The organism is Oceaniferula spumae, assembly GCF_042849255.1.
GTDB classification, from domain to species: Bacteria; Verrucomicrobiota; Verrucomicrobiia; order Verrucomicrobiales; family Akkermansiaceae; genus Oceaniferula; species Oceaniferula spumae.
Window position 1 is genome coordinate 1342380 of the sequence record NZ_AP026866.1, and the last position, 21049, is coordinate 1363428.

15 protein-coding genes and 1 pseudogene are annotated in these 21049 nt (G+C 51.9%); 3 read left to right on the forward strand and 13 right to left on the reverse strand.

Annotated elements, in window-relative coordinates:
* Positions 1–43: 43 nt before the first annotated feature.
* The 3 genes from ACSPJT_RS05610 to ACSPJT_RS05620 form a co-directional block, all read right to left on the reverse strand.
* A complete protein-coding gene (locus tag ACSPJT_RS05610) occupies positions 44–541 on the reverse strand; it encodes a VanZ family protein (RefSeq protein ID WP_435895386.1) in 498 nt (165 codons plus the stop codon).
* 32 nt (positions 542–573) lie between these two features.
* The gene (gene trxA / locus ACSPJT_RS05615; RefSeq protein ID WP_435895387.1) at positions 574–894 is read right to left on the reverse strand and encodes a thioredoxin; all 321 of its coding nucleotides are present in this window, start codon (positions 892–894) and stop codon (positions 574–576) included.
* Between the two features lie 296 nt (positions 895–1190).
* On the reverse strand, positions 1191–1793 hold the full coding sequence (locus tag ACSPJT_RS05620; RefSeq protein ID WP_435895388.1) for a hypothetical protein: 603 nt from the start codon (positions 1791–1793) through the stop codon (positions 1191–1193).
* 347 nt (positions 1794–2140) lie between these two features.
* Here ACSPJT_RS05620 and ACSPJT_RS05625 point away from each other — a divergent pair, with 347 nt between their 5' ends.
* On the forward strand, positions 2141–3550 hold the full coding sequence (locus tag ACSPJT_RS05625; RefSeq protein WP_435895389.1) for a Gfo/Idh/MocA family protein: 1410 nt from the start codon (positions 2141–2143) through the stop codon (positions 3548–3550).
* Positions 3551–3639: 89 nt separating this feature from the next.
* On the opposite strand, the gene ACSPJT_RS05630 is transcribed toward ACSPJT_RS05625, so the two are convergent.
* The 5 genes from ACSPJT_RS05630 to ACSPJT_RS05650 form a co-directional block, all read right to left on the reverse strand.
* A complete protein-coding gene (locus ACSPJT_RS05630; protein ID WP_435895390.1) occupies positions 3640–6456 on the reverse strand; it encodes a sulfatase-like hydrolase/transferase in 2817 nt (938 codons plus the stop codon).
* Between the two features lie 93 nt (positions 6457–6549).
* Positions 6550–7266: a PEP-CTERM sorting domain-containing protein gene (locus tag ACSPJT_RS05635; RefSeq protein WP_435895391.1), complete on the reverse strand. Its 717-nt coding sequence runs from the start codon at positions 7264–7266 to the stop codon at positions 6550–6552.
* A gap of 115 nt (positions 7267–7381) precedes the next feature.
* Complete coding sequence (locus tag ACSPJT_RS05640) at positions 7382–9193, reverse strand: sialate O-acetylesterase (RefSeq protein WP_435895392.1); 1812 nt, start codon at positions 9191–9193, stop codon at positions 7382–7384.
* A 96-nt stretch (positions 9194–9289) separates the two neighbouring features.
* A complete protein-coding gene (locus tag ACSPJT_RS05645; RefSeq protein WP_435895393.1) occupies positions 9290–10021 on the reverse strand; it encodes a PEP-CTERM sorting domain-containing protein in 732 nt (243 codons plus the stop codon).
* A gap of 366 nt (positions 10022–10387) precedes the next feature.
* A complete protein-coding gene (locus ACSPJT_RS05650; protein WP_435895394.1) occupies positions 10388–11275 on the reverse strand; it encodes a LysM peptidoglycan-binding domain-containing protein in 888 nt (295 codons plus the stop codon).
* Positions 11276–11468: 193 nt separating this feature from the next.
* On the opposite strand from ACSPJT_RS05650, the gene ACSPJT_RS05655 reads away from it, so the two are divergent.
* Together ACSPJT_RS05655 and ACSPJT_RS05660 are read left to right on the forward strand one after the other, a co-directional pair.
* Positions 11469–13895, forward strand: a complete 2427-nt coding sequence (locus ACSPJT_RS05655) for an ATP-binding protein (RefSeq protein WP_435895395.1) — start codon at positions 11469–11471, stop codon at positions 13893–13895.
* A 12-nt stretch (positions 13896–13907) separates the two neighbouring features.
* Positions 13908–14260, forward strand: a pseudogene (locus ACSPJT_RS05660) (four helix bundle protein).
* 10 nt (positions 14261–14270) lie between these two features.
* Here ACSPJT_RS05660 and ACSPJT_RS05665 read toward each other — a convergent pair.
* Genes ACSPJT_RS05665 through ACSPJT_RS05685 form a run of 5 tightly spaced genes read right to left on the reverse strand, consistent with a single transcriptional unit; the run spans position 14271 to position 21048 of the window.
* The gene (locus tag ACSPJT_RS05665) at positions 14271–15068 is read right to left on the reverse strand and encodes a hypothetical protein (RefSeq protein WP_435895396.1); all 798 of its coding nucleotides are present in this window, start codon (positions 15066–15068) and stop codon (positions 14271–14273) included.
* Positions 15065–16900, reverse strand: coding sequence for a BatD family protein (locus ACSPJT_RS05670; RefSeq protein ID WP_435895397.1), 1836 nt, complete (start codon positions 16898–16900; stop codon positions 15065–15067). The genes ACSPJT_RS05665 and ACSPJT_RS05670 overlap by 4 nt, the downstream gene beginning before the upstream one ends.
* 17 nt (positions 16901–16917) lie before the next feature.
* Positions 16918–19092, reverse strand: a complete 2175-nt coding sequence (locus ACSPJT_RS05675) for a vWA domain-containing protein (RefSeq protein ID WP_435895398.1) — start codon at positions 19090–19092, stop codon at positions 16918–16920.
* Positions 19093–19099: 7 nt separating this feature from the next.
* Entirely contained in the window at positions 19100–20128 is a 1029-nt protein-coding gene (locus ACSPJT_RS05680; RefSeq protein WP_435895399.1) for a vWA domain-containing protein, read from the reverse strand.
* The gene (locus tag ACSPJT_RS05685) at positions 20125–21048 is read right to left on the reverse strand and encodes a hypothetical protein (RefSeq protein ID WP_435895400.1); all 924 of its coding nucleotides are present in this window, start codon (positions 21046–21048) and stop codon (positions 20125–20127) included. Before ACSPJT_RS05685 ends, ACSPJT_RS05680 begins: the two co-directional genes overlap by 4 nt.
* Position 21049: the final 1 nt, after the last annotated feature.

A 21049-nucleotide genomic window follows, 5' to 3' on the forward strand; every position in this document is an offset into this window, starting at 1 on the left:
GAAGCGCTGCTTGTGGGCGGGGAGAAATACACTCCAGCGACTTTCAGTCAAGGGAATTTGCGACTATTTCTGTATCACCCCCGTCAATTTGTCGGTCGACCCTACTGACGAGCCTAGGTATCACACTAATCAGCATCACCCACGCCCCTGCCGCAGTGCCTAGGATATCAGCCAGCCAGTCCCAATTATCGTTTCCGGATCGGCCTGGTGTGAAGGATTGATGATATTCATCCAACCTGCCAATCACGGTGCCAATCAGCAGCACTGTGAAAAAAACAGCCCATGGAAAGCGGTGCGGCATTTTTACTTGGGATCTCAGCCCGAAAAAACCAGCCAGCAACCCTCCTCCCCCGAAAAAGTAACCAAAGTGGGCCACTTTATCCAAATGAATGATTTCCGGTGCGCTCTCCGGGGCAGGATTTCCCTCGGAAAGAAACCAGAGAGTTACCGCCCAGATGATAAACAGAAATAAATACGCCGCGGACCTCCGAGGAAGTCGCGCGGCGAGAAAATCGATCACCCTGGACAATTGATCCTTCATGGGTGATTCAAATGATATGAATTCCCTCCTGATTAGGCGAGGCCTTCAAGAGTCGACTTCAGCTGGTCAAGAGTGACATTAGCACCAGTGATCGTCTCCTTCACTTCACCGTCCTTGAAGAACAACAAACATGGAATGGAGCGCACACCGTATTTGGCGGCTAGGGCTTGGTTAGAGTCCACCTCCACTTTGCCTACGTTGGCTTTGCCAGCCACAGCTTCAGCAAGTTGATCGATCAGCGGAGAGATCATCTTACAAGGACCACACCATTCTGCCCAAAAATCAACCAGCACGGGTTTGTCCGAGTTCAGAACCTCGGCTTCAAAGTTAGCTTCGTTATATGCATTTGCCATGCGCGAACTATGTACCCGCCACCGAGTACGTCAAGAGCCGCCCATAGCAAAAATCCATGGACGGCTCTAAATTGTTAAACCTGTGTCTCATACGGTCATACCGCAGATTCAGCAGGTGGAGGATCGTTCCCTCTCCTTGGTTAGGAAAAGTTAGGACATTGTGCCGGTTGAAAATGCCAACCAGGCGACGAGGCCCCCGATGATAAGTAGGATGATTTGTAATACCATTGTCGTGATGAGTGTGTTCGGTTTAGTAAAAACGGGTGATGATGCTTTGTTAAAAAGCAGGTTGGAGATTACTCGAAGAGTTTACCCCATTCGCCATCTACCCAGATGCTCGCGGTGGCAAGCTGGACACCGAGCACAACCAGCGCTGCGATGAGAGCAACCACAGAAAGACCTGCAGCAGCTCCTTCACCTTCACCGGATGCGGAGTCATCATCGTCCGCAGTGCGGATGGTAGCGGCCTGTGATGGAGACGCAGGCGTTCCCATCGGCTGAGTTTGCTGAAGCTGAACGGTCGCTTTCGGAAGTGGCTGGCTAGCTCCTCCGAGTGGCACCGTGGCTGGGCCAGTAGCAAGAGCTACGGTTCCTGGGCCACTTGCTCCTGGAGTATTAAGCTTAACGGTAGGTGCTGGGGCAGGTACGGCTGGGCGAGTTCCTGCGCCACCCTGAAGTGGGACAGTAGGAGCGGGCGCTGGTGGTTTGGCTGCTCCGCCTGAGGATTTCAAAGGAATGGTAGGAGCCGGTGCGGGTGGCTTGGGACTTCCGGGGGCAGCTGGTGGGGCTGGAGCCTTGCTGTCTTCAGGTGTGGCCTTAAGTGTGACACGCACGGTTTCCTTACGAAGAGGAACCGCAGAGGTTTTCTTCAACGGTTTTGGGTCTTGTTCGTCGCTCATAGATCGTAGTTAGTGTTTGGTTTGGTGTGTTGGATCTGCAGTGGTTGAGATGCGTTGTTTGTGGATGACATCTGCTGACTCCCCTTACGCAGTGAACTATGTGATCAACGGAATTTAATCCGAGATAGACATCGCCCACATGCAAAGAGGCATTCTTATTCATCAATAAAGCCTTCGCCTAGGCCTCATGTCAAACACGCAGGTTACTTTTTTTGATTCATCCAGATTGAGCGGACCTCTTGATCTGGGGCACTTTTTCTATTCAGGCGTCATTTTTAACGATCTGGACAGAATCGTGAATAACTCTTTGCCTAGGCAGCGTTTAAGGGCTAACTCAATTCCATCCTATGAACGACGATAATAACTCAAGACGGAAGTTCCTCAAGACCCTCGGTGGTGTTGGTGCTGGACTTACCGCAGTCAATGCTTTCGCCAATCAACCCAATACCCCATCGCGATTGAGCGGTGCTCAGTATATGGGAGACTTTGTCGCGCCAAAGCTCGATACCATCAAGGTGGCCATCATCGGTTGCGGTGCCCGCGGCGGCACTCACTACAACCATGTCTCGGCATTTGAAGGTACTGAATTCGTCGGTATTTGCGATCTTTACCCTGATCTCACAGAGCGCGCCAAGAAGAAGGTCCTGGCCAATGGTAACGGCGAACGCCACAAGAACGTGAAACTCTATTCTGGCGACAAGCATGCTTATAAAAAGATGCTCGCCGAAACCAAGCCCGACTTGGTCTACGTCGTCACCCCATGGGAGTGGCATGCTCCTATGGCTATCGACGCCATGAATGCCGGTGCCCACGTTTGCGTGGAAGTGCCTTTGACTACCTCCATCGAAGAATGCTGGCAGGTCATTGACACCTCTGAGAAAACCAAGAAGCACTGCATGATGCTCGAAAACGTCAACTACGGTCGTGATGAGCTGATGTTCCTCAATATGTGCCGTCAGAATGTCTTCGGCGAATTACTCCATGGTGAAGCAGCCTACATCCACGAACTCCGTGGCCAGATGGGTCACGTTCAAAAAGGCCGCGGCACAGGCAGCTGGCGCACCTACCACTGGGCCAAGGAAAACGGAAACCTTTACCCGACACATGGCCTCGGTCCAGTCGCCCAGTACATGAACATTGGACGTGGTGACGACAACTTCCGCCGCATCGTCTCATTCTCATCTCCTGCCAAGAACCATGCTCTCTACGCTAAGAAGAACTTCAAGCCGGACAGCAAGCTCAACGAGATTGAATACAAGGGTGGTGACATGAACACATCCATCATCAAAACCCACATGGGCCGCACGATCATGGTTCAGTGGGACGAGAGCAGCCCTCGTCCATACACTCGCCACAACCTGATTCAGGGAACCAAAGGCATTGGTGCAGGCTTCCCCACGCGCATCGCTCTCGAAGGCGGTGTTCCCGGTGGAGCTAAGAACCATCACGGCTGGGCACAGGGAGACGGACTTAAGGAAATGTATGCCAAATACGATCACCCGCTCTACACCCGCATGGCCGATGTCGCCAAGAAAATGGGTGGTCACGGCGGTATGGACGCGATCATGAACTTCCGCGTCATCGAGTGTCTCCGCAAGGGTCAGCCACTTGACCAAAACGTCTACGAAGGCTGCCTCTGGTCCGCCGTCACACCGCTGACCCGCAAGTCAGTAGCTGAGGACGGCATGCCACAGGACTTCCCTGACTTCACACGCGGTATGTGGAAAAGCACTAAGCCACTTCCTATCGTGAGCTAGTAGCCACACGAACCACTTCAGCGGCGACTCGGAAACGGGTTGCCGCTTTTTTATGCCGTCTATTCGCCCCTCGAAGACTCACCACCACATTACTCGACAACCACTCGATAAAACCAACGCTGTCTCGTATCCGAACCAGGTGGAAGTCCGGTGTCTTCGTGCACATATGTAGTGAGACCTCCTGCGCTCGGAATGTTTGAGGCTACTACCTCTGACCAGTCGACCAGATCCTCTGAACGCTCAATCCGATAGCTTTCACCTGCTCGAGAGCTCCACACCAATGCGGCAGCTGCCGTGCCGGACTCTGAGGTAAGGCTACCAATCACACGGAATGGCACTTCAGTGATTTGCTCTAACTTGATCTTATCGATTTGCATGTTGATCATCGCAGAACCATCTCGCTGAACACTTGCCAGATGACGGTCATTGGTGCCCAAGGTGGAGTAGAAATTAGCGGCAAGCCCAGCCTCCACCCATGTGCGGGAATTGGAGAAAACAGTGTCTACGCCAGTTTCATCGTGCAAGCCTGTTAGGACGTAGCTAAAGCCATCCGGAGTAATATCAAAGACGGCTGTGAACCCGTCTAACAGAGAATCAAGATCAAGATCCGCTCCCGTGTCCACTATCGTGCCAGCCGGTGAATCCGCGTCGTTGCGAACGACAGAAAAACCCGCTATACTTCCGGTGTGAGCTTTGCCGAAGAAAATGATGCCCAGATTGTTCGCTGACCGGTAAAACCCTGTTCCTGTGGAGAAACCCAGAAACAGTCCGTTAGCCATAGGACGGCTAGAGAGCGCAGCTACCTCCCAAGTAAGTCTCACGCCCTCCGGAGATCCGGTAAAGTTAATCGCTGAAAGTGATGCCGCGCCGACATTTCCACTACCGCCAGTTCCGGTGTTGATCGTGAGCAACCCGCCGGCCTCTGACAAGCCGTGACCAGCTGCGACAGAGTTATTCACCAATTGAACCCCGCCATTTTCACCAGCACCAGCGGTGGCGACATTGCCATCGGAAAATTCGTCCAGTATCAGACACTGCCCAGTATCATTTGGGGCAGGATCGGGAAAGTTCGCAGCGTCGTTGAAGTCAGTTCCAAAGGCACTTTCGACGAGGTCATCAATACCGTCACCATCCGTATCACTTCGCGCCGGGTCGCTCTCACCGGCATCGACGACGCCGTTCTGATTGGCGTCCTCCACCCCGTCCGGACGCTTATCGCCATCGGAATCAGCCTTAGTCGGATCCGTGCCGAGGTTGAATTCCTGGAGATTTGTTAGACCGTCTCCATCCGGACCATCAATATTGGCATCATTGGGATCGTCTTTATTGAGGCCGTAAAGCTCTTCGAAGCCGTTGTTCATTCCGTCATTATCGTCGTCGAGCAAATCCGGATGAGGGGCGCTGCGTGGATTGTCACGGATCTCATCGAGCTTCGCGTGGAGACCTGTCACTATAGCGGTCTGGGAAGACAGTAAGTTTTGAGCAAACACCTCGGTGGGATTGGCATCGAGATCGTAAAGTCGCTGAGGCGTGTTATCAGTTTTGGTATTACTCCCCTCACCTGCCGCTGCACTAAAGCCTCCCGAGCCAGTGCCGAAAATGAGTTTCCACTTACCTTCGCGAATCGCAAACATACCATTGAGACTGTGGTGTACAATCGGCCCACGAATCGGGCTGGTGAATGTTTCCCCGAGCAATACTTTTTTGACAGAATAGGAGTCCGCGCCGGCGTCAACTGAGTAGTCCTCTTCGACAATGTCTGCAATGGTTGCAAACAGGTCGGTCATACAAACTGTTTCTGACGAACTCGACGATGCGGAAATATGGCCAGGCCATTTGGCAATGAACGGCACTCGGTGGCCAGCCTCATGAATATCACCTTTTTGTCCTCGCCAATTAAGGTTGATGTCGTGCCCGGATGTGGCTTCGTTGAACTGCTTAGAGTCGGCTCCGTTGTCGCTGGTGAAAATGATCAGGCTGTCGTTGGTGATCGAGTCCGAGTTATCGCCATCCCCGTTAGGGTCTTCCAGGTGGGCGACAATCTTTCCCACATGGGTATCGATCTGATTGACATAGGCGATGTAAATTTGCTCCGGTGTCATGCCAGTGGTATCGATGTCCGGCACCCAAGGAGCATGAGGGGCCGGCAGCGGATGATAGATGAAAAATGGCTGGCTGCTGTGATTGGCCACATGGTCCGTGATGAACTCGGTGAGTTTGACTTCGAGCCGACCCATCAGTTTTTCAAAATCAAATCCAGGAGCGATTTTTCCCGCCCGTATGAACCTGGGTGACGGACTTCCGGGCTGGTTCCCCCATGTGGAGTAGTCTGGGCTATCAATGTCATTGGTCATGTTGACCAGATTGCCATCATTGACCACGCAATAAGGCACATGATCCAGCGAAGCAGGAATACCATACCAGTAGTCAAAACCGACATCATTGGTGCCGAGCTGGCGCTCGGCAGGTGTGCCCGTTTGGTATATGTTGGCGATGCCATCAGTCTCGGTCATCCCAAGATGCCACTTACCGACGTTGGCGGTGCGATAGTTTTTGCGCTTCAGCAGTTTGGGGATCGTGTCGCGATCATCGTCGATCAGCCGCCTGCTCGAACCATTGAGCACACCGGATTTCAAGCGAGTTCTCCACGCATATCTTCCTGTGAGCAATCCATAACGCGTAGGCGTGCAGACAGATGAATTCGTGTGAAAATCAGTCAGCCTGATCCCTGCTGAAGCCATTGCATCGAGATGAGGTGTCGCTGTTTGAGCGCTGGGGTTATAGGCTTGAATGTCACCGTAACCCATATCGTCTACCAGAATAACGATAATGTTAGGCGTTTCCGCATGCACTTGCATGAAGCCGCTTAGGGTTGCAAATGCGAGGAGTGAATAAAAATACTTCATAGGTTTTTGGGGCGGCAGGTAAAAAAGCCCCCTTCCACAGCAAACGGGAAGAAGGCCGCGGTTTTCTATTTAAAAAAGATCTGTCGTCTGCAGTTACAGCCGACGGCGCATCATGAGCGCCACTCCTCCAAGCCCGAGCAAGGCTGTGGACGAGGGCTCGGGAACTTCAGAAACAAAGACATCGGAGTAAAGCTTCAAGTCTGTGTCGTAAGTGATACCTCTCGCCGATGCTCCTACAAAATTCTGGTTTGAAAAATTAGCTGCTAGTATCGAACCTCCCCCAGTGGCGTCAAAACCACCATCGTTCGTGCCAGCCCAATCGGTAGACAGGCCGGTGAAACTACCGATCTTCGTTCCACCGACAAATAGATTCAGTGTCGCCTCAGTGCCAGAAGTGAATCCCAGCGAAGCCACAATCTCCACATTTTCGGTATCGGGGGCTACCAATGCAATCAAGGCAGAACCATCTCCTCCTAACTGATTGGCCCCATTTTCGTGCTGAAACACTATTTCATAATCAGTTCCATTGGCCCGGACAATCAATGACGTTCCTGTACCACCTCCGCCTCCAAACTCAAAGAGCGAAGCTCCTCCCGCTGACACAGTTCCAAAATCCGCTGTGAATGCAAAAGTGACATCAGATGTCGTGTATTGGCCAAAACCAGTTGGCCCATCATCTGGAATCACGCCTACAGCATAGGATTGAGTGATGGTTTGACTGCCAAGATCGCCAAGATTGATCGTTGCTGCGTTAGCAACCCCAAGAAGGGAGGTCGCTCCTAGAAAAGTGAGAGTGGTAAGCTTAATCATTTTTCGCGTGTGTGGGTTTGACGACACCTTGCTCCTTCGAACATTTTGCCGATGTTTGTGAATCCTACACAGAGCAGCACTGTGACGCAAATATAAATGAAATGACCAGATGGGATTAATTGTGGACTAAATGCCTTACCCTAAAGAAGACTTTACCTCCATTAGCTGATGAATTCACGGCATGAAGCGTTATGTCATCGAAACGAACGCCGTGAGAAACGTCCGAACTATTGTAGAGATAGAATGTGAAAGTCACATTCTCGTTGGTTGTAAAATCTGGCATTTCGGCGGTCACTTCTGTCACGTTGACGTTCCCCCCGGTAGGTGCGTGATCAACCAGAATGTCTTGTTCTGCTTCGGTGCCTATGCGGTATGTGATATCGACCTTCGCTGTCGTTGCGAATTGATTGGAAAAGAACAACAGCTTATCAAAAGTGGTGTCCTGTCCTGAACCTGTGACGGTGAATGAGAAGTAGTCACCAGCTGAGATGGCAGCCATGCGACTCGCTTCAGTGCAGCCGGCCAAGTTGAAGCCATTGTTACCTGAACTGGATGGTGCGAAGATCGCGTTGTTAATGATTCTCATGTTTGCCCCACCTCCGGTGAGGCCACCGCCTTGGCTGAGGCGGGAGGCCGTGGTATCGGGGTCAGAATCCGTCGAGTCATAGGACGCAGTATCAAAATTCCCGCCCGTGCTCCCCTCGGCACCATAGAAGGCAATCACATCCGGTGCAAAAGGCGAACCCGTCCAGGTCCCCACTTGGCTTGTGGCCGTGACGGTGCCAAGTGTAGTCCAGCTGTCGGGCTCAAGATTACTCGAACTTTCCACGATGTAAGGCGCGCCTGATTTTGCGGGCCATTCGAGGGTGTAAGTGCCGTTTCCCTGATCCGCTAATGAATTGATTTTGAAAACACTACTGCCGTCTGTAGGACTGGTGCCGAGTATGATTTCTTGCCCATCGTCCGAGCCATCGGAATCAGAGTCGGCTTTGTTCGGGTCCGTGCCAAGTGCGATTTCCTCTGAGTCTACAAGGCCGTCTTGGTCAGCATCGGTAGCGAGTAAGATCTTCATGGCATCGAAGTGCCCTAGCCCTAAGTAGATCTGCCCCACGCCAGTGAAATGAATCTCGTCTCCCCGCATCGGAAACTTGGCATCGTCATCGGCGTTAACCGTCGCTACGTTAGTTAGATTAGCAGCTACATTTTCCTGCGCAGTCCGAACCGTGGAAAAACCGGCGTTCCCTGTGATTGATGTCTGATTGTCCGAGAGCTTACCGATGATAAATGGACGCGAGAGCCCACCAAAGATATCGGCACGTACCCGATTCACCAGCGAGATGAGATTGGCTTCATAATTGTTCGCATGCGTTACATTGGTGCAGTCCGCTTCGCCCTGCTGCCAGAGGAACCCTCTCAGGGTGTATGTGTGCCCAGCGTTTGTGAGAGCTGTGGTTGCGGCATTTACGGTGCTGAGTAACGTGGTGTATTGGCTACCTGAGGCACTCCACTGAGTGTGTAAGTTCGTGCCGCCGTGGCAATACTTCAAAATGGCAATATGTTCCGTAGGATACTCATCCGCCATGGCATCGCCGAAGCTCACTTCCGGGCCAAGCTCCGGGGAATTTTCAGGGGTCACAGTGCCGTGTCCACTGCCGGGAGCGAGATCGATCCATTGGTCCTCAGGAAGCGTGTGATTCGTGGCCGTCTGGGTTTTATGGTAGTAAAATCTAACATCCGCCTGTGCTGTTTTATAAAACTCAAATTGAGGATGACTGGTGCCCGTTCCGAAATCTGCAGCCCAACCACGGCCATTGCCATTGGACTGACCGGCGAGAATGTAAATTTGATAGTGCTCGGCATTTGAAACCGAGGCAAATCCCAGCGTCCAGCATAGAACGAGCAGTTTTTTATGGATAATGGGATTCATGAGAAGTTCTAAACTACATCAGGTTCAGACACAAAAAAGCCTCTTTTCGCGAACAAAAAGAGGCTTCACAAAATAGGGCTGTTCCCCTTGGGACACTTACTTACGGCGACGTAGGATAAGTGCGATACCTCCGAGACCGAGTAATGCCGCGGAAGATGGCTCGGGGACAGTGACAGTAGTGATCGTGGCATCAAATCCATCAGTGCCAAATCGCATGCCTGATGGTGAAGAGCCTGTTTGGCTACTGATCGAGAGGGTAGCGACATAGTCTCCACCTAACAGATCAAATGTTTGGTCATCACTCACACCAGAGATGGCACCGGTACCAGCATTTGTTTGCGATTGTGTGGCACTTCGGGCACTGGAATCCCAATTATAGGTCACGCTCCCATTCGTGGCTCCGGCACGAAATGCATCAATATTGGTGAAAGCGAAATCCACTATCTGCAGCGTCTGTCCGCTGGGTACGCCTGTGGCAGAAACATAACTTACCGTGAGAGTGAATACCTCATTCAGATTAAAGGAATTACTACCGTTCGCTCCCAAGTCATGGCCATTTACCGAATCAATCCCCAGGCGGCCTGAACCAGTAACGGCTTGAACTCCGAAAGATGGGTTACCCAATCCATTGGGCGATTCGCTAGCCGCGAAGAGAAAATTCAGCGTGACCGCAACGCCATTGCTATCCGTGAAGGACTGGTTGAAGTTATGCGTTGTGTTTCCTGCTGCAGCGTTCACGTCAGCTGTCGTTAGGGCCATTGTCACAACTGCTTGTGAAACGCCCGTGCCAAGCACTGACATGGCAAGTAGAGGTATTATTTTTTTCATCACTTTGTCAGGGGGGGAAATCAATTTGATCGAGTGATTCTACTTCTTTGCAGATGAACTCACACGATTTTCAATCGTTTTTAAACTGCTACTCTAGGTCGCTTCATACAAGGAAAAAGAACGGCATTCAGCTGGACGGATACACACATCCTTTAAAAAAAGCGGCGACTCCGTGTAGGGAGTCGCCGTTTTTTGCAACTGAGTATTGGGTTTCGTCTTATGTTAGAAAGGAAGGACGCTCAGTGGAAATCACGCCACCGAGCGCCCAGCCCTTTTTCGTCGTTATGTTCTCCGAGGAGAATCGTTTTCCTGTCGCTGACAAATTTTCATCAGCTAAAAAATAAGGTCACTCACCCGTGCCGGGTATTAGTATTTTGGCACGTAGAGTTCTGAGCCTTTGGCGAGCATCGTGCTCTTGTTCAGGCTCAGGCCGTTGAGAGCATTCAGCTGGGTCGTGCTGGCGCCATACTTGCTGGCAAACTGACCGTAGGTCATTTGCTCATGCACGGTGATGGTGCGAATGGTAGGCTCTGCGGATTTGGTGCTTACAGGAGTGCTGCTAGCTGGCTTTGATGGAGCTGACTTAGGTGCGGCGGCCTTGCTGGTTTCAGCTTTGGCGACGCTGCGGCTCGGGCTTTTGGCCTTAGGCTGTGACTTCTTGCTGGCTACCGCCCCACTGGTTTTCATTGGAGTGGCTGTGCCATCGATGCTCAGTTCCTGGCCAACGCGCAAGCTGTTTGCACGGACCTTGGGATTGGCTGCGATCAAGGACTGAACGCTGACCTTGTGGTCACGGGCGATCGAGTAAAATGTCTCACCACTGCGAACCTTGTGCTTGGAGCCATAGGCAACAGCTGGAGCTGACTTTGAGCTGATCTCAGCTTTGGTCGCGACCGAGGCAGAGCCGGGGACGCGCAGCTTTTGCCCGATTCTGAGGATATCGCTGCGAAGTCCGTTTTCTTTTTTAAGAGCCGCTACAGTGGTCTTGTTACGAGTTGCAATGCGGCTGAGCGAATCACCCTTCACCACGATGTATTCGCCGGTTGTGGCAGTCGGAGCTGCCTTCTGGGGCGTCGCAGCGCGATCGGTAGTATCTGATGCACGCAAACGTTTGATTTCACGCTCAAGCAAGTCAATGCGGCGTTCGTTGGAGCTCACTCGGGAACGAAGAGCTTCGAATTCGCTCTGGCCTTGTGCCAAAAGGGAGGCAGCTGGTAGGGCTAATAGGGTGGATATAAGGGCGATTGTTTTCATAACGGAGCCCATTATTCTAAAAACTTTTAATCTGGCAAGTAAAAGTTTAAGATTTCTTAACATTCCTCGTATACAAACTATATAAAGCCTTAATAATTAGTCGTTTTCACGCTGAATTGAGGTCTAAAAATTTATTTCACGATTTGTTGAATTGTGGCTTTTATTCAATAGCGGATGACTTTCAAATAGCTCCATGAACATCCAAACGAGCGATTACGAGAAGCTGGGATCCTTTTACTTGGGCCGAGGTTACGATCTGAAAAAAAGTGAACTCGAGGATGAGCTGGTTCTTTATGACTCCAAGGATCTGGTGACTCACGGCGTGGTGCTCGGCATGACCGGTTCCGGTAAAACCGGCCTGTGTTTGTCGATCCTCGAAGAGGCGGCGATGGATAATATCCCTGCAATCATCATCGATCCCAAGGGAGACATCGCCAACCTGATGCTCACCTTTCCGGATTTCGAGGGGTCTGATTTTCGCCCGTGGATCAATGAGGACGACGCGCACAAAAAGGGCGTCACTCCGGATGAGTATGCGGCCAAAACAGCGAACATGTGGAAGGAAGGCATCGCTGGCTGGGGACAGTCGCCTGATCGCGTCAAGGAGTTCAAAAACAAGTGCGACATCAATATTTTCACCCCGGGTAGCAAGGCGGGCATTCCCGTTTCCATTCTGAGTTCACTAGAGGTTCCCCCGTTTGAAGTGATGGACGATGGCGAATTGCTCGGTGACCGCATTGAGAGCACCGTCAGCTCACTTCTCTCACTGGTCGGTGTTAATGCCGATCCCATCCAGAGCCCTGAGGCGGTCATTCTGGGAACGATCTTCAGCACCTGCTGGCAAGCGGGTCAAAATCTCACTCTCGAGTCGCTGATCAGGCATTTGCAAAAACCTCCCTTCGACAAAGTCGGAGTCATCGATGTGGAGTCGTTCATGGACGAAAAGGAGCGTCACAAGCTGGCTCTCAAGTTCAACTCCCTACTCGCGTCCCCGGGTTTCGCGACTTGGATGGAAGGCCCGGCGCTCGACATGAACAACATGATGCATGCGCCCGATGGTAAACCTCGCATCTCGATTTTCTCCATCGCCCACCTCAGCGATGCCGAGCGTATGTTCTTCGTCAGCCTGCTGCTGAACCAGATGTTAGGCTGGATGCGATCGCAGAACGGCACCACCAGTCTGCGCGCCATGCTCTACATGGATGAGATTTACGGGTTCCTCCCCCCTTCTCAAAATCCGCCGAGCAAAAAGCCAATGATGACCATGTTAAAACAAGGTCGGGCATTCGGTCTCGGCGTCCTGCTCGCGACTCAGAACCCGGTAGACTTGGACTACAAGGCACTTTCTAACATTGGAACTTGGTGGCTGGGTCGCTTGCAGACTGAGCGCGACAAAGCCAGGGTGTTAGACGGACTCGAAGGTGCCGCCGCATCTCAGGAGGGTGGCTTCGACCGTGGTCAAATGGAAGAGCTTCTCGCCGGTCTCGGCTCTCGGGTTTTCCTGATGAACAACGTGCATGAGGATTCCCCCGTCGTCTTCCACGTGCGCTGGGTGATGAGTTATCTCTGCGGTCCTCTGACCCGCACCAAGATCAAGGAGCTGATGGACCCGAAACGTGATCAGTTTCCCTCTGCGAAAGACAAACAAGTGACAGCCAAGCAATCGTCCAACCCCATGGCCATGCCCAGCGCTGCACCGCAAGCTCCCGTGGGACAGCGCCCGGTGGTTGGTGCCGGAGTGACCGAATACTTCGCGCCCTTTGCCGGTGAAGCCGATGGCATCACTTACAAGCCGGCCTTGCTGCGTGAGGCCAATGTGCATTTTTCATCCAGCAAGTGCGGTATCGATGGTTCACGCCTGATGCGATTCACCAATGCGATTTCCGACAATGGCATCGACTGGGACCACGACGCCGGCTGCACGCATCCGGTCAAGACCCTGGACTCGAAGCCACGCAAAGGCTGCGGCTTCGAAGAGCTGCCCGGCTTTGCGATGAATGCGGATAACTACAAGCAGGTGGAAAAGGACTTCGAAGACCACATCTATCGCAATGAGCGGGTAGAAATTTTCTACTGTCCTCTTTTCAAATCCTATTCCCAGTTAGGCGAAAGCGAAGGTGCCTTCCGCGGAAGACTCGCCACCCAGGCGCGAGAGGTTCGCGATGAAGCGGTGGAAAAACTGCGCGATAAATACGAGGCCAAAATCAAAACCAAGGAAGGTCAGGTCGACCGCGCGGAGAACACTCTTGCGAAGGAAGAGGCGGAAGCCAGCAGCGCGACGTGGGACATTGGAGCGAAAGTTCTCGGAGGCCTGTTAGGCGGACTCCTGGGGGGACGCCGCCGCAGTTCATCCAGCAGCGCCGTCACCAGTGCCGGCCGAGCTTACAAACAACGGCGCGATGTAAAAATCGCCGAGAAGAAAGTCGAAGACCTCGAGGAAGACATCGCCGAACTCGAAGCCGAGCTGAATGAAGAGATCGGCGAACTCGATGCCCAGTTCGATCCCTCCACCGTGAAGCTCGAAAACGAGGCGATCAAACCCTACAAAAAAGACATCGATGTCCGCACAGTCGCCCTGATCTGGCTGCCCTACGATCGAGACGACCAGAAAGCTTGGTAGGGAGAATTAGGAATGAAAGAGCAGAATGCAGTTCAGGAAAAATCGACGCATTCGCAATTCGCATAGTTAAGTTATACCAGCACTTATCTAGTGGGGAAAAAGAATATGTTTTATGTAAACAGCTCGTGCGATCAGGAACATCCATTGGGGCTAACGTTGAAGAAGCCATAGGTGGTCAATCCGATAAAGACTTCTTCGCTAAGCTTTGCATTTCCTACAAAGAAGCTCGCGAATCAAAATACTGGATTCGAATCCTCTCAGACACCGGCTACCTCACTCCAACTCAATCCCAAAGCATGCTCACCGATATCGAAGAACTATTAAAGATCATCGGATCTATTCTAAAAACCCTCCGCGCAAAATAATCCCTAATTCCTAATTCTCAACCAACTCCACACTGTTCAATGGTAGCCAGCAGGTGTCACCGTTGAGCAGTTGGGCATGATACCACTCACCGCGTTTTTCTAACATTGTGAACTCCGTTCCGGCATGGAGTGGTGAGGTGAAGGCATTGTCATAGATAAATCCATCGCCTTGCCGCGCGATGACTTCACGTTCGACCACGACACCGTCGACCGCGTTATCCCATCGCTGATGACTGGCGAGAAGAGACAGGCCGAAGATGATGCTCAGGGCAGCGGCAGAGCCCATCGACCAGTATATCCATCGCGCACGACGGTAAAACAACATAGCCACGAGTCCCCATAATGCGATATGGGCCAGGCCAAAGCACGCGGCCCTGAGAGCGAAGGGCCATCGGTGCCAGAAAGTCAGCGCATTTTTCACCATCTGCGACGTGGTCACCGGCAGCTCATCAATGGTCAGACTTCTAACATATTGCAGATTGTGCAGCACATCAGTATCCAGAGGATCAAGATCGAGAGCTCGTTGATAGTGGAGCACCGCCCTGCCTTGCTCGCCTGCGAAGAAGTAGGCATTGCCCAAGTTCTCATGTAAACCGGCGGTTTGAATATCACGCTGTTCGATGAGAAATTTATACTTGAGAATAGACTTCTGATAGAGGTCTTGCGCCTTGCTAGGATTCACCAGCGCCTCGGCGTTTGCTTGGTGAAACAGATCGTTCGCCTCAGTGAAAATACTTTCGTCTTTCTTCTCCGTGGCCATCAAGCACGCAGGCATGATGCATAGAATAATCATTAAAATCCGGTTCATGATATCGCAGGGTTAATGGTTTTGATCGCTTGCTGCGCTTTGACAATCAGCGGCATGACATCTGGATCAGGGCCGGAGTCCGGTCGATACGTCTGTGCTTCACAGCAGTTATAAATTTCTCTTAGCTGCTCGATATCAGCGCGCTCCCCCACCTCGGACTGCAATTCAGCAAAGGTGTGTGCATACCTAACAAGATTCAGTTTATCGGCAAAATAACTCCTGACGATATCATCTAGACGGCCCAAGCTCTGCTCTGGCTTTGTGTTCGGTTTCGACTGCTTGAGCTGCCTCACCTGATGACTGAAACGCTTCATCGCGCCCATGGCACGCGCTTTGACTGGATCATTTCTCATCAACCTCTGCTTGGCACTCGCTGCGTAAAAAATCAGGAATCCGACGGGCGGCAGGATTAGTAATAACAGCAGCCACTGAAAGCCTGATAGACCGCGCGGACGAACAGCGGCTAGCGACGTGACGTTCGCACGTATTCCCTCGGGATTTTTCGCCACCTGATTTTTGAGCGGTCCGGTTCCACTCATGTCGGCATCGAAAGCGGTGACCATCTCTGCGGCTTTAACCGTGATAGGGATCGGTTCCGACTCCGCAACGGCGTAGCTCTTTGTTTTCGGATCGAAATAGGGAATCCTAACAGCTGGAATCGCCGTCGCATCCTGTGCCAGCGGCCGGAGTGTGCGGATGTAGGTTTTAGTTCGACCTGAAATTCTACCCGACGATTGCCGCGGAGGCAGCGCAAACTGACGCGTGAACGCAGGCTGGGCTGATAGATCGGGCAACTCGAACACTTCAGGAAATTCATAGTCCTCCACTACGATCGTCAGAGTGATGGGATCACCCGCACTGAGCACGGTTGGGGTGGCCGTGACCTTGACCTTACAAGCGCCTACCACTCCAGCGAAATCCAGAGGTTTACCGGCATCGGGGAGTGGCAGGACACGGATCGTGCGCGACTTTGATGCGGTGTAATACTTTTTGTATTCCTCCCCGTCTGTCTCTGCGAAGAAGTTATTGTTGAAGTAGCTTGGGTAGTTTGTCTTCCATCTCCCCCCTTGGTTACGGCCGCCAGCGGGTGCCACGTAAGAAGTTAATAAGGTGCTTGGGCGAATGGCAAACTCGCCGGTTTTTACCGGGATGATAATTTTGGAGAACGAGACCGTGTGAAATTTATTTTCCCCTTCTGTTAGCAGATCATACCTTCCGATCAAGCGGGTGTTGGCAACCGGAAACCCAATCGCTGCCGGGTCATCGCCAGCTATCCAATTGTAAGGACTTCTTATTTTAAAGGACGGATCGTAGAACAGTGGTAGATTAAATTTCACGGCACGAAATCCATTCAAAGGCAGAGGTGATTTCCACATGTAGTCAGCCATGAATGGCTCACCCAGATAGAAGTCACGCTCGGGTATTGTCCTCTTAACCTCCATACCCGGATACCGCTCCGCCTGCTTCACATCGATAAACACTTCGTCGTCGGTGGTCAGAATTTGATCGCCGACCTCGATGGAGATCGGTGGAATCATCACCGCACCTGCACTCAGAGGCATCATTCTGTAACGCAACACAACCGTGGAAATGTCATCACGTTTCACCGTCTCCTGCTTCACGAACTTGATGGCTAGATCATCATCCCCTTCCACCTCTTCGACATCCACCTTCTCTGCCGGACTGATCAGAATTTCATAGAGGAACTCCTCCCCTACAAAAAACGACTGGGCTGACATGGTCGTGTGGAAATTTGCTTCGGGCGCAGCGGTAGCCATCACCGCGCTCAACCATAGGACGGCACTCGCTGCGAGTAGTTTGTAAATATTCATCGTTGTCGGTGTCATTCCTACCAGTCCTTTTCGACCGGTTTGCCTTTTTTCTTACCGCCCTGCGATTGTCTGGTTTCCTGCATGGCGGCGTTCTTCTTGATCACGTCTTGGGGAGAATCGTTAGGTGGCGGCAGGTCGGTCGATTCGAGATCCATTTTGGAAGCCTCCGCCGCTTCCATATCGCTCTGATCCTCACCTTCGCCGTCGCTCTCCTGATCGCCCTCCTCACCGTCTTGGTCACCTTCGCTCTCTTCGCTGTCAGATTCCTCATCGCCTTCCTCGCCCTCACCGGCCTGCTCGTCCGCACTTTCGGGGTCACGGGGCAGAGCTTCCAAAGCGTTACGAAGCGCATCGAGCGCGAACTCCTCTTCGAAATAAGCATCGTGCGGATGATCGATCATATATTTGATCGCCGTGGATTCGAAACCGAGCGCCCTAACAAGTTGCTCTTTGGTATCTTTCAGCGGGCTGACTTCTGCTGGAACCTCTTTGAAGAACTTCTCATTAGCGGCATCGGTGAGAGCTAGTGCTTTTTGCGTTTCATCAAGGATCAGAAGCTCCGCCTTTTTCAATCTCTCTTCCCACCCGAGCTCAGGCTGGTCCGCCATCAGAGCCTCATCGGTGAGTTTCAGATTACTCGCTTGAGCGGCAATGACCTTCTCGATCATCGCCTTCAATTCCGCCAGCGCGTCCTTCATTTCTTTACGGCGCTTTTCGTCTTTCTCAATGAGTTTCTGCAGATCACGTCGTTCGATCTTCGCCAGTTCCAAGTTCACCGCGGCATCTCGATCTTCTGGATTTTGTAGAATGACCCTTCGGTACATGATCACACTTTGGTTCATCAGCGACAGGGCTGCATAAAAATCCTGCGCCTTTTTGGCCTGATGGAAATACGCGTTACCGAGGTTGTAGGTAATGTCCCTGATCAGCTGGCCTTCGGGTTGCCGTTTGAGCGCTTCTTCGTAGCTCAGCACGGCGGATTCGAATTGAGCCAAGCGATACTGCGTATTTCCTTTTTTATAAAACACCCGAGTATCATCAGACTGTTCACTGAGCACGTCGTAAATTTCCAATGCCTCTTGAAACTGACCACCGGCAAAAGCACGATCGGCGGTTTCTATCTGGGCCGATTCGGCAATTTGAACCAAACCGAACATCAGCATCGCGGTGACAGCAGCTGACTTTGTGATTCGGCGTGAAAGCGTGTGGGGGATCATGATCATCACTACTAACAGAACCAGTGCAATTCCGATAAAGATCTGATAGATTTCATCGTAATCAATCACTGATTCCTCAGCCAGCTGCTGCTTCTTTTCCTGTTCGCTAATGCGTATATAGATATCGCCGAGTTTCATTTGGCGCGTTCCTACGGCGAGAAATGCCCCTTGGTCTGCTTGTTTGACCATGTTGCTGAGTTGCAAGGTATCGAGTCGGCTCCAGACCTCCTCATCTTTGTAGACCATGTAGTCTGACTTGGCTCCCACCTGTGGGATTCGTGCGCCCTTTTTCTCATCACCCAGACCAATGGCAATCAGCTTAACCTGTTGTTCGTTCACAGTCTCGATCGCCTTAGTAAGACTTTCACTTTGATCGCCGCCGTCGGAAAGCAAGATGATGTCCTTGTATCCTTGGTCGGAGTCCGAGAACAATTTATCGCAAACTTTCAGCAAGGCATCTCCGACACGGGTTCCTCCATGCGCCACACTGTCAGGACCGACACGATCCAGGCTGTTCAGGAAAAAATCCTTATCGACGGTGAGCGGACATGCGATCGAAGAGGAGCCGGCAAAGACAACCAAGCCCAAACGGTGATCATCCAAATCTTTGACACAATCAGCGATCGCCATCTTTGCGGACTGCAATCGATTAGGCAACCGATCCTCAGCCAGCATGCTCTTGGAAACATCGAGCAGAAAAACAACATCGCGTCCCTCCCGCTGGAGCATTCTCGGGTGCGGGTTCGCAGCTGGACGGGAAAGCGCCACAATGATCAGGCCTGTAGCCGCCACTAACAAAACCAATCGCCACAACTCCATCGAGCGGTGCTCTGAACCCCTCCATGCAGCATTCTCACCGAAGGCTCGCATATCTTGTTTACGCTTCGCCATGCGAACACGATAAACAATGATGAATACCGCCATCAATGGCAGCAGCCATAGCATCCCTGGTTTCTGGAAGATCATCTCACTCATAGAATCATCACGGAGAAATTCGAAGTAGGGTAGAGGTTAACAAATAGCGGAGCAACAGCAGAGCCAACGCAACTATGGCAAAAACGGCGAAGGCTTCATCGTAATCATGAAAATCAACTTCTTGCACCTTGGTTTTTTCAAGTTCATTAATCTCTTCATAGACCGCTTGCAAAGAATCCATATCGTGGGCTGTGCGAAAAATGCCCCCTGTTGAAGTCGCCATTTTCTCTAGCACCTGATCTGACTCCGAGGGGGCCTTAGGCTTCACAAACGTGCCGTCTTCCGTTTTCAACACTGACGGCCGACTCGTTTCCTGTAGGCTGATAGTGTAGATTCGAATCCCCCACTCCTTGGCCATGGCCGCTGCCTGCAGTGGCATTTGTTCCCCGCAGTTATTCTCTCCATCCGTCAGCAGTAGTATGACTTTACTCTTAAGTGAGCCTTCTCGGTTTTCCTGCTCCTTCAGTTGCGCTGCCGCCAGGGCGGTGGCATCTCCGTAGGCTGTTCCATCCTCGTTGGGGCGGTCATTGATCGTGATCTCCCGAATCATGTAGACGAGAGCATCATGGCCCAAAGTCATCGGGCAAATGCTGTCTGAATAACGAGCAAAGGAAATCACTCCGATCATGTCATCAGGTCGGCCTGACAAGTCATCCTCATCACCAGCGACAAATTCCTCCATCACCTTCTTCGCCACTTCCATCCGCGTCATCGGTCCGTCCTCCGTCTGAACGTCCATGTCCATACTACTCGAAACATCAACTAACATCTGGATCGCAATCCCCTCGCGGTCTTCGCGTTTACCGGTCGATTCCACCTGTGGCCGAGCCAAACTAACAACCAGGCAAGTCAGCGCCAGATAGAGACACAGCGGAGGGATAAATAACAACCACTGCCGCCAAGTCCGTCCACTTCCGGAGAAAATCGCAAATGAGGGATAACGGATAGCTTCTTTTCGCCTCTGCTTACGCTGGTAAATCATCAGCGCTGGTAACGCGGCCAGCAGAATGAGGTAATAAGGCTCAGCCAGTATCATGACTTCACCTCCTTTGCTTGTTGATCGATAATCGTTTCGAACTGGGTGTATAGCGCCCTTACCTGACTCTCGTTTACAGAATGAGGAGAATACTGAAGCCGCTCGTAGGAATCGACCGCATACGTCAGTCTCGGAACATCTACGGCCTCCTGTAGACCTATGAAATCCACTTTTGTTAGTGTTACTCCACGTTGGTGAGCCAGTAATCTGCACACCGCGCGCTCGATGCTCTTCATCACTTCATCCGCCGAAGCTGTCTTTAGTTTCTCAAAATCCCGATACACCCGGCCATCATCGACATTCGTATTTCGTCTTCGAAACAGGCGCAGCAATACAGCCCCGAAGATTACAAGCAGTGTGATGATGACCAAAGGCACCACCCACCGTGGCGATCCATCTTTCGAAATCGGCCGTTCATTTGGGGCGATATCATGCAACTTTTCCTCCCTCTCAGTCAGCACAGAAGTTACCTTCACCGTTAGTGGCTGACTAGTGACCTCGACCGGTTTACCTCTGATATCAATCCCCCTAACAGTCAGAGCTGATATGACAGCTTCACCTGGCACATCTGGCTCCAGAATATACACACGACTCTGCACCACCATGCCTTGAGCATCCAACTCCGCTGGCATCTTTCTAGTTTCAAACACAAAGAAGTCTCCCCACTTCCCCGATGATTCACTGAGTTCCGGCATTTCCACCTTCAACGATTCCGGCGACCGTACCACTACCCTCACCTGAAGCATCTCACTGGAGCTGATTTCATCCGACGCGACATGCACTGATAAATGCAGGCCCTCTGCAGAAGCCTCACTCGATAAGCCAGTATCCTGCGGAAAATTTTCTTTCTGCTCACAGCCTGAGAACCCCGCCAATGCTAATGCAAACAAGGCGCGCACGAGCCAGAGTTTGAAATCCACA